Origin of the sequence: [Ruminococcus] torques ATCC 27756 (assembly GCF_000153925.1) — a bacterium.
GTDB classification, from domain to species: Bacteria; Bacillota; Clostridia; order Lachnospirales; family Lachnospiraceae; genus Mediterraneibacter; species Mediterraneibacter torques.
In genome coordinates this window covers 1-1,599 of sequence record NZ_DS264346.1, presented here as the reverse complement: position 1 = coordinate 1,599, position 1,599 = coordinate 1, and the positions used below count along the sequence as shown (strand labels likewise).

General features: G+C 47.3%; 2 tRNA genes and 3 rRNA genes (1 of these 5 only partly in view). All 5 read right to left on the bottom strand.

Features of this window, described 5'->3' with window-relative positions:
- Window positions 1-619: ribosomal RNA gene (locus RUMTOR_RS13225) — 23S ribosomal RNA — on the bottom strand (it extends 1,603 nt beyond the left edge of the window).
- A 220-nt stretch (window positions 620-839) separates the two neighbouring features.
- Window positions 840-912 (bottom strand) — tRNA-Ala (locus tag RUMTOR_RS04665).
- Between the two features lie 37 nt (window positions 913-949).
- Window positions 950-1,023, bottom strand: a tRNA-Ile gene (locus tag RUMTOR_RS04660).
- Window positions 1,024-1,029: 6 nt separating this feature from the next.
- Window positions 1,030-1,147, bottom strand: a 5S ribosomal RNA gene (gene rrf, locus RUMTOR_RS04655).
- Window positions 1,148-1,294: 147 nt separating this feature from the next.
- Window positions 1,295-1,599 (bottom strand): 16S ribosomal RNA (locus RUMTOR_RS04650); the annotation flags it as partial.

The following is a 1,599-nucleotide window of genomic DNA, read 5'->3' as shown; positions in this document are numbered from 1 at the left end:
CAGCCAGGCGTACTCGCCGGACCGTTTACAAAAAGTACGCGGTCATCATATAAGATGTCCACAGCTGTAACATAGGCTTCAGATCTTTTCACTCCCCTCCCGGGGTCGTTTCACTTTCCTTCACAGTACTATGCGCTATCGGTCACTAAGGAGTATTTAGCCTTACGGGGTGGTCCCCGCATATTCAGTCAAGGTTCCACGTGTCTCGACTACTCTGGATACCGCCATGTCAACTCGCCTTTCGCTTACGGGACTTTCACCCTCTTTGGTCAGCTTTCCCAAAACTGTTCTGCTAAACTTGTTGAATCAATTCCGCGGTCCGAACCCCGGGATGCACGCATCCCGGTTTGGGCTCTTCCGTTTTCGCTCGCCGCTACTCACAGAATCACATGTTGTTTTCTCTTCCTCCGGCTACTTAGATGTTTCAGTTCACCGGGTTCCCTTCCTGACGTTATGGATTGGCGTCAGGATAACTGAGGTTTGCTCAGTTAGGTTTCCCCATTCAGAAATCTCCGGATCGATGGGTATTTGCCCCTCCCCGAAGCTTTTCGCAGCTTATCACGTCTTTCATCGGCTCTTAGTGCCAAGGCATCCACCATACGCTCTTATCAGCATAACCAAACGATAGTTGTTCACGGGAATGAACTTCTATCCACACATGTATAGCGTTACATGTGTTGGTTCTAGGCCAATTTATTTTTAGTTTGTTTTCTTCAAACTTTATAGTAATTGTTAAATAACATTACCTCGGATGTCTTGATTAGATATTTTATCTTATCATTGATTTTCTCTGTATGCAGTTTTCAAGGTACACATTTTGACTTCTTCAAGAAGTCAAGTGGAGAATACGAGAGTCGAACTCGTGACCTCCTGCTTGCAAGGCAGGCGCTCTCCCAACTGAGCTAATCCCCCATATTAAATTATTTTTTCATATTATCCTTAATGGATATGGGCTTAAGTGGACTCGAACCACCGACCTCACGCTTATCAGGCGTGCGCTCTAACCAGCTGAGCTATAAGCCCATTTTAATTTGGCGGCCACCTACTCTCCCACACCGTCTCCAGTGCAGTACCATCGGCCGTTCAGGTCTTAACCATCGTGTTCGGGATGGGAACGGGTGTTACCCCTGAACGCATCGCCACCAAAAAGTTTTGTCATCCTTGATGACTAAACAATAGACAACGACTCACTTTACTTCTTCTTCCGTTTTAGTTGGATTGTTCCAGACGAAAGAAGTTATTTCTTCCGTTTTAGTTGGATTGTTCCAGACGAAAGAAGTTATTTCTTCCTTAGAAAGGAGGTGATCCAGCCGCACCTTCCGATACGGCTACCTTGTTACGACTTCACCCCAGTTATCGGTCCCGCCTTCGGCAGCTCCCTCCTTACGGTTGGGTCACTGACTTCGGGCGTTACTGACTCCCATGGTGTGACGGGCGGTGTGTACAAGACCCGGGAACGTATTCACCGCGACATTCTGATTCGCGATTACTAGCGATTCCAGCTTCATGTAGTCGAGTTGCAGACTACAATCCGAACTGAGACGTTATTTTTGGGATTTGCTCCACCTCGCGGTCTCGCTTCCCTTTGTTTACGCCATT